Here is an 8,294-nt window from a genome sequence, read left to right as displayed (position 1 = left end):
ACAGCCAACAAAAGTTAAGCAGTGTTGCGAGAAGACTTAACGAAAGACCAAGAAAGACGTTAGAATATGAAACACCAGCAGAGAATTTTAATCTATGTGTTGCATCCATCATTTGAACTCAAGGCGAATTGCAGACGTACAGCCAGCACCTTTTGTGCTACCATCAGCCCAATAAATATTGATCATAGTGATACTTGAACATGGATGGAAAGCAGCAAATCACGATTGAAAAGCATCATGCGAAATCAGAAAAGATAGATGAACTTTGCGATGCAAATGATTTTGATGGAATCATATCAATTTGCCGTGAGCTTGTCTCATATACGCATTCTTCTGCATTAATCAGACTTCACATTTACTACAACATAGGTTCTGGTTACAGCCATGTGGCTTCTCGACGTGACAATCAGTTTGGCAGCAAAACATCCGGCCTGGCGCTTCTTAACTTTCGCAAAGCAATGGCGGAGGCTAGTTTAATTGAGCAAGAAAGGTTTACAGGTTTATACACCCAAAACGAGATACTGGCCTTTGATGAACTCAAAAGTAGGCTTCAGACGAATTTGGCAAATGAACTCGATTATCAAGGTCGTCGATTAGAGGCACTTGCAGCATATGAGCACCCGATAAAATCTGGAAACGTTTACGCTGTTATGGGAAGAGCCAGATGCGTTTATCGTTTGGCAGAAAGTGTTTATGATGGCGGTCATGCTTTTTATCTTTACCGAGAATCAGCCAGATGCTACGAAGAAGCGTTAGCCAGGATCAATGAGTTCGCACCAATACAGCGAGCAGCAATTCAGAGTGACCCGTTTTTTCAGCATTTTTTGAATTGGTTTCAGCAGGAAGAGCAAAAAATCGGTTCCGATTATGCTGAACTTGAAGATCTCCCTGGTACTATGTTCGATACCAGAAAAGAGAAGGAGTACTTCGCTTGGTGTGCTGAGCATCGACTATTCGTAAATGAGTTGAATGCAATTTCAACGGCAGAAGTCGTTAATCATGACATATTAAGCTTGCCTGACTTTTCGGCTCGTATTAATCCACTCCTTACCTCTTCAGAAGAGCTTGGTTTCCACGGCCACTTCGACGAACTCAAAACAGACTATTGTTACGCAAGATATTTGGCCTATATGGGAAGCTCTATTCCCTTGTTCGACGAGCATTTCTTTAACTCAACATTCGAACACGTTGACACGCTAGATTACGAGATAAACAATTTAAAAACCAATCATCTCAAATCTTGCTTCAGGATCAACTATTCCATCTTCGACAAGATTTCATTTTTTCTTCACCGTTTTTACAGAATTGATGGAACACAGAATGATCACAAAGTAGATTTCAAAACCCTTTGGTTCAAACCAGGCAATCAACACTTGAAGGATATGTTTGAAAATAGCGATAACGAACACTTCAGGGCCTTATACTTCCTTTCTCATGAGATAAGACAAGGTAATAGGAATACTCCAGAAGACGAAGATTTGTCTTATTGGTTTGATCCAGACACTCAGCGTCTTTTCAGAATCAGGAATGCGATGGAACATCGCTCCCTTAAACTGGTGGATAACTTTTGCCACAGACATGTTGGACATTTCAGTAACGACCAAGATGCCATTGATAACCACGTTTCCGATATCGATAGAATACGTTCGGAACTGCAACAACTACGCAAAGCAAAACTGAAAGATCCATCTTCGGATCTGGACAACCAAATATTGGCGTTAGAAAAGCGTATTGTTAGACTTGAACAGGATTTAGATGAAAAAAATCGCATGTCCAATTATGCGTTGGTAATTGGCGTGGAGGAATTTGAAAAGCTGACTCTGAAGCTTCTGACGTTGGCTAAAGATGCATTGATATATCTATCTCTTGCGATACATCATGAAGAGATGAAAAAGCCACAAGATGGCTTAGTCATTCCAAAGTTGATACCAAAAAAGTAAAACGTTCCTTTTTACGTAATGAAGCTTTCTAAAAGCATAATTGAAGCTTAGTATGCTCATTAGACGTCTAATCCTGCATCCACTACGACCGTCTGCTAGTGGTACTAAAAAACCGTCTCAAAAGTACGGTTTAGTACCTATAATATGTCAGTAATGTGGCATTACTAGCCCTTAGTTGGTAACAGTAATATCTTCTATTAAGCACTACTGAGGTATACAATTACCAAACACCAGCAGACTTACACCTGCTTTTGACAATATCGTTATCGCTTTGCTGTATGCCAGTGATCTTCTTAGCTCTCGCACACTCCCAAGCATTTACAGGGTACATTTTATCCCAAGCATTCATAAGCTGGCGCTGTGGTTTACTCATGTTATATCGCTTATAAGTGCCTTCCATATATAGATACGTGCGAGCTATTTGACCTCTAGCAGCTTCAGGCGGTTCTGCTTTATGGTTATCTATTTTCATGGTGCAACTACCAAAGTCACTTTTTACATTAGGTAGCATGGTGAAGTTATAATTACTTCTTAATGCGTTCACAGCTCCAATAGCAGGGTAAAGGTTAAACATGTCGGCTTGCATGTAACGATATTCAGTATTTACTTTCTCAGCGCACTTACGGCCTTTAAATGCTTTGCCTTTATTACCAATACACTTTTTATGGCCATCACGCCACTCACTAAAGGTACGGCCAAAGTTTTCAGCCGGCACAACATGTTCCCATTCGACTTTTTTAGCCCGCTTAACATATTTAGTCGTAGTGAAGCCTTTTGGTGGTTTTACCTTTTTCTTAGCATCAAAAGTAGCACCACAATAGAGAGTCTTGCGGTAATTGTTGTAAACCTGCTTTTCTAAGATCTTTTTAGCTTTACCAAATGATTGAACTTCTTGGTTGGCTGCTAAGGTTGAAGTGGTGACTAATGATGTGAAGAACAGTATTGTTATTGCTTTCATTTTTGTTCTTGAAGTTTAATTTGGATGTGAATATGCCAGTAATTTTTAATTGGTGCAATGCGTGAGTGTGCTGTGTAGGTTATTGTAAACTGATTTTCTACCTTAATAGCCCATTATGATAATCCTAACTTTTAACTCAGTAAGGGGATTTATGATCGAGTAAATGTGGCATATCTTTTTACCGTGGGGCAATGATAGCCTTCACATTAATACTTTCTTGTTCTTATTAATTAATCTTTCTATGCCCCTGTAACTCAATCCTAGAGCATATTTTAATCGGAGTAACATACTGAGCTTATATCTCATAAAGCTTAGTTTTTTGATCTGTAGAGCTAAATTGAAGGGGATAACGATGTTAGATGTTGATTACAAAAATGCCTCACAGGTTATAGCTAATATCTTCGTTAATTCCTGTAAATAAAGCTCTCTAATGTAATGATGGTTTACGGACAGGACTTAAATGGATAAAATATAGCTTTTATAAAGCTCTTTTACATTAACTTAAGGTTGTACGAAAACTATATGGATATTTCAGATTACGCGAGTAAGTTTAAAGACTGGAAAGAGCAGTACGACTGGGATACGTGTAAAACAAACAGGAAAGAGTTTGGCTCTTTTATTGCGAACTTCCTCACGACTGAGAGTCGGGTTATAAACTTGGATGGTACATATGGTTCAGGTAAGACCGAGTTCATTAGGCGTTTATATGTAGAGCTTGCAAAGAAAGGGCATCCTGTAGTTTATATTGATGTTTGGGAGAGTGATTTTTCTAACAACCCTCTTGCTGTTATCTGTAGTGAGCTACTCCAGCAGATTGAGTTTGTACTTAGAGAAAAAGCACCCAACGGAAAAGCTAAAGAAAAAGGTGAAGCCAAGAAAGTATTCAACAAGATGAAAGATAAGCTAGGTATTTGTTTGAAATACCTAGCGACCATGAGCCCACTGATAGGAGAACCTGTCGTTATAGGTAGCACGAAAGCAGCATCAGCAATTGTAAGTGCAACACCTGATTTAAAAACTCAAACAGATTCTCAGAAGTATGTAGAGATAGTTCAAAAAAATCACATAGAGGCTGTTCAGGCCGTTAAAGATATAAAGGAATACATAACCTATTTGTCTGATTTGATTGAAATTATTTACGAATTAAGGATCCCGATAGTCATTTTAATTGATGAATTAGATAGATGTAAGCCTACCTATGCTATCGAAGTCTTAGAAGTCATAAAGCACTTCTTTGAAGCGAAAGGCTGTACGTTTTTAGTGGCTACTAACACAAGCGTTTTGGAGCACTCTGTTGAATCAGTTTACGGTCAAAATTTCGATGCAAAGCTTTATTTGAGAAAGTTTTTTGACCGAAAGATTAACCTGCCACAAGTTTCTCTGTTGGAGTACTTAATGGCCAAAGATCTTGATTTTGATAAATATAAGACCGGCTCTCTTCTTCTTTATCCATTTACTGAAAATCAGCAGGGTAATATTGGACTGTTTGCGGCTTTGTTTGAAAATAACAATATTGAATTAAGGGATGTTGAGCAAATACTTAATAGGTTTTTTGCTAGCTTAGATTACGCTTTAAAATTCTTGTCAGCTTCCGATACACTTGTAAATACTGTGGTATTGATGGTCGGGTTAATTGAGCAGCACTTAGACAAAGATATGCTCAAGAGTCGAACCAACAAAAGCGACACCTCTGTTGCGATAAATATTAATGATAATGATGTTATTGGTTATTCCTTAAGTGGTATGGTTCGGCACATGTTGAGGTGCGTAACTACGACAACATCTAAAGAAAGGCATGAGGATGGTCGGACTAAAACTTATAGTGTACCCCAAGAAATGCTAGCAATACAATCTAACTCCTTCTCAGGTATTCAATTGTTAGGTCAAAATAACTTTTCTGACAAGTTGATTATTGAGTTGATTAAGTATGCAGATAACGCTAATTGTAATTATTGGATGTGGAAAGATTACCAGAAGGTAATTGAACTATCTGGGCATATTGAGTAAGAGAAAGTTATTAAGACACCCATGATAAATTAACAGGGACAGTCATTCAAAGTAGCGCGGATATCGATACAATTTCTAATATAAAGTGTGAGTTGGAGTTAATTCATAATGACCGTTTTGTGCCTAAGCAATCCTTAAAATGCTGCTTTTTAATTTCAGTATTTGGTCAGCAAAGTGGCAACAGCAGTCTTTTGCACTGACCACACCCACCTTAACAGTTGCTTTTTTATTGGGGCAACTTAAGTGTTTGCTGTAGTGAGTGATGTCGATATGCTCCACATTGATAGCAGTTGGCTAAAGTCTTTTAGTTCATTGTCGGTGGCGCTGTCGTTAAGCACTTTATCCGCCAAAATATTCAAACGGTCAAAGTCATCAGTAGTCATATTATCTTCCTTGATTATATTGATACTGAAAGCTTAGATTACAGCTGAACATATGCAAGCTGTGCGGCTGTTTAAGGGGTGATATGATGTTATTGAATAATGTATGGCCGCGGCGAATAAAAAGGCTTCATCAGACCCTCGGAACATAGCGGTAAGTAAGGCCGGGGCTTTATATAGATAAATGGTTACCGATAAAACTATTGGTTATCGATAATTATACCTTCTTAAAATTTAGTTCCTAAATAATAACGGCAACGTAAGTAATTGATAGAATTTCGTTAAGGGACTTTAAGAAGCAAACTAAAAGCCAATATGCCGCCTCTTAGTTCTTGTATTAAATAAACTAATCTGTACCGCCATTGTGGTTAACATCCAAAATTTTTGATCTTAGCGTGCCTTGGCGTTAACTGTTTTTTACTTTATTTATCTTATTACTCAAACACTTGATTTAAGGTGGCTTTCATCTATTTCTATTGACAATAAGTTACAATTATCGCACCTTGTATGCTGCATAACGGACAAGCAGTAACACCAAGGCAAAATCATGGACAAAAAAAAGCTCTCCGAAACCGACATAATCAGCAAATTTATCATGCCCGCAGTACAAAGCGCTGGTTGGAATTTGATGAAGCAAATACGCCAAGAAGTTAAATTACGTGATGGTAAAGTTATCGTTCGTGGTCAACTCGGAGTACGTAAAACCGTTAAGTCTGCTGACATTGTGCTTTACCATAAACCTAATATGCCACTGGCTGTTATTGAAGCTAAAGCCAACAAGCATGAAATAGGCAAGGGCATGCAACAAGGGCTTGATTATGCCCGTTTGCTTGAAGTGCCCTTTATCTTTGCCTCAAACGGCGATGGCTTTATCTTTCATGATAAAACGAACCCAGCACAACTTGAATCACGCATAGAGCTTTCAGACTTTCCAACCCCAGAACAACTATGGCAGAAGTACTGCGCTTATCGCGGCTTTACAGCAGCACAGCTACCGTTAATTACGCCAGACTATCATGATGATGGCAGTGGAAAAGCGCCGCGTTATTATCAACTACAAGCGATTAATAAAACCATTGAAGCGGTATCTAACGGGCAAAACCGTATTATACTGGTTATGGCTACGGGCACTGGTAAAACCTATACCGCCTTTCAAATTATTTGGCGCTTATGGAAGTCTCGTCAGAAAAAGCGTATCTTGTTTTTAGCCGACCGCAATATATTAGTCGATCAATCAAAAAATAATGACTTCTTACCTTTTGGCTCAGCCATGACCAAAGTGACGAAGCGAACAGTCGACCCAGCTTTTGAGATACACCTTGCACTTTACCAAGCATTAACCGGCCCTGAAGAAAGCCAAAAGGCTTACAAACAAGTTGATAAAGACTTCTTTGACCTTATCATTATTGACGAGTGCCATCGTGGCAGTGCAAGTGAAGACAGCGCATGGCGTGAAATACTAGAATACTTTAGCGCTGCGACTCAAGTTGGTTTAACGGCAACACCCAAAGAAACCGAAGAAGTATCAAACATCGACTACTTTGGTGAACCGGTATACACCTATTCACTTAAAGAAGGCATTGAAGATGGCTTCTTAGCACCCTATAAAGTCGTGCGTGTTGATATTGATGTTGATCTACAAGGTTGGCGACCCACCAAAGGGCAAATTGATAAACAAGGCGAACTCATTGATGACCGTATTTATAACCAAAAAGACTTTGATCGCACCTTAGTCATCGACGAACGCACAACACTGGTGGCACAAACCATTACCAGTTATTTAGAACGTACAGATCCTATGGCTAAAACCATCGTCTTTTGTAACGATATCGATCACGCTGACCGTATGCGCCGCGCCTTGGTTAACTTAAATCCTAAACAAGTGGCTAAAAACGAAAAGTACGTGATGAAAATCACCGGTGATGATGAAATAGGCAAAGCACAGTTAGACAATTTTATTAACCCCAAAAAAGCTTATCCGGTTATTGCCACTACCTCTGAATTAATGAGCACAGGTGTTGATGCTAAAACCTGTAAGCTCGTTGTGCTTGACCAAAACATTCAATCGATGACCAAGTTCAAGCAAATCATTGGGCGCGGCACTCGCATTGACGACAGATACAATAAACTTTGGTTTACCATTCTCGACTTCAAAAAAGCAACAGAGCTGTTCGCCGATGAGAAGTTTGATGGCGAAGCCGTTAAAGTCATGGTGTCGAAACCAGAAGATATTATTGACGATGAAAACGACTCATTTATTGATGAACTTACAGGTGATGAGCAAGTAGACACAAGTGAAGGTGCTAATAATACAGTTACCGAACCAGAGCAAGACTTTGACACTGGTGCTAACCAAGATGATGGAGAAATTGATGCAGACTGGGGCGATGATGAAGACGAAAAACGTTTTATCAAATTCCAAGTATCAGGTGTTAAGGTTAAAAAGATGGCCGAACGTATCCAGTATTACGATACCGACGGCAAGCTAGTCACCGAATCGTTTAAAGACTACACCCGTAAAACCATTCAAAAGCAATTTACCTCACTTGATGACTTTACCCGTAAGTGGAATGCGAGCGAGCGTAAACAAACAATTATTGACGAATTAGCCAACGAAGGTGTTATATGGCAAGCACTCGAAGACGATATAAGCAAAGAACTCGACCCGTTTGACCTTATATGTCATATCGCCTTTGACCAGCCACCATTAACGCGACAAGAGCGTGCTAACAACGTTAAAAAGCGTAACTACTTCACTAAGTACTCAGAACAAGCACAAACAGTCCTTAATGCCTTACTCGATAAGTACGCTGACTCAGGTGTCACCGAGATAGAAAGTATACATGTGCTTAAAGTTCAGCCGTTCGATCAAATGGGCAAGCCAATGGAGATAGCAAAGCAAGCCTTTGGCAACAGAAAAGGGTATGATCAAGCCATAACCGATTTAGAAACAGCGCTTTATCAACATAGTAAAATCGATAAAGCCAGTTAACCTTAAACAAACAATTT

The 8,294-nt window shown here is 39.2% G+C and carries 5 protein-coding genes; 3 read left to right on the top strand and 2 right to left on the bottom strand.

The genetic code is table 11. The features are described from left to right. Nucleotides 1-200 precede the first annotated feature (200 nt). Nucleotides 201-1,940: an LA2681 family HEPN domain-containing protein gene (locus H4J69_RS07930; RefSeq protein ID WP_182244488.1), complete on the top strand. Its 1,740-nt coding sequence runs from the start codon at nucleotides 201-203 to the stop codon at nucleotides 1,938-1,940. Between the two features lie 220 nt (nucleotides 1,941-2,160). On the opposite strand, the gene H4J69_RS07925 is transcribed toward H4J69_RS07930, so the two are convergent. Further along, nucleotides 2,161-2,898, bottom strand: coding sequence for an endonuclease (locus tag H4J69_RS07925; RefSeq protein WP_182244487.1), 738 nt, complete (start codon nucleotides 2,896-2,898; stop codon nucleotides 2,161-2,163). Nucleotides 2,899-3,420: 522 nt separating this feature from the next. Between H4J69_RS07925 and H4J69_RS07920 the strand changes: the two genes are divergently transcribed. Beyond that, nucleotides 3,421-4,905 (top strand): P-loop NTPase fold protein, encoded by a 1,485-nt coding sequence (locus H4J69_RS07920; protein ID WP_182244486.1) that lies wholly within the window; start codon nucleotides 3,421-3,423, stop codon nucleotides 4,903-4,905. 239 nt (nucleotides 4,906-5,144) lie between these two features. Here the strand turns inward: H4J69_RS07920 and H4J69_RS07915 are convergent, their stop codons facing one another. Next, a complete protein-coding gene (locus H4J69_RS07915; protein WP_182244485.1) occupies nucleotides 5,145-5,288 on the bottom strand; it encodes a hypothetical protein in 144 nt (47 codons plus the stop codon). A gap of 544 nt (nucleotides 5,289-5,832) precedes the next feature. Here H4J69_RS07915 and hsdR point away from each other — a divergent pair. Then, nucleotides 5,833-8,277 carry an EcoAI/FtnUII family type I restriction enzme subunit R gene (hsdR, locus tag H4J69_RS07910; protein WP_182244484.1) on the top strand — a complete coding sequence of 815 codons (2,445 nt, stop codon included), beginning with the start codon at nucleotides 5,833-5,835 and terminating at the stop codon, nucleotides 8,275-8,277. Nucleotides 8,278-8,294 lie beyond the last annotated feature (17 nt).

Origin of the sequence: Colwellia sp. BRX10-9 (genome assembly GCF_014077405.1) — a bacterium.
In the GTDB taxonomy this organism is placed as follows: Bacteria; Pseudomonadota; Gammaproteobacteria; order Enterobacterales; family Alteromonadaceae; genus Colwellia_A.
The sequence above is the reverse complement of the archived record's forward strand: the minus strand, read 5'-3'. Positions and strand labels throughout refer to the sequence as shown.